The organism is Mycobacterium angelicum (genome assembly GCF_002086155.1).
Lineage (GTDB): Bacteria > Actinomycetota > Actinomycetes > Mycobacteriales > Mycobacteriaceae > Mycobacterium > Mycobacterium angelicum.
The window spans coordinates 1-223 of the sequence record NZ_MVHE01000478.1; the positions used below are offsets into that span (position 1 = coordinate 1).

Genomic DNA, 223 nt, shown 5'->3' on the forward strand with positions numbered 1-223 from the left:
CCGATGATGCGCACCAACTCCTCGGCGAAGTGCTCGGGCAGCTCGGGAACTCGGGATAACAGGATGCGACGCTCCAGCTCGGGGGTCGGGAAGTCGATGTGCAAGTACAGGCAGCGACGCTTGAGCGCCTCGGACAGCTCACGGGTGGCGTTGGAGGTCAGCAGCACGAACGGCGCCCGGGTGGCGGTCAGGGTGCCCAGTTCGGGGACGGTCACCGCGAAGT

Annotated in this window: 1 pseudogene; it reads right to left on the minus strand. The window is 66.8% G+C overall.

Annotation, left to right across the window (positions count from 1 at the left end):
• Window positions 1-223, minus strand: a pseudogene (locus BST12_RS30335) (AAA family ATPase); the annotation flags it as partial.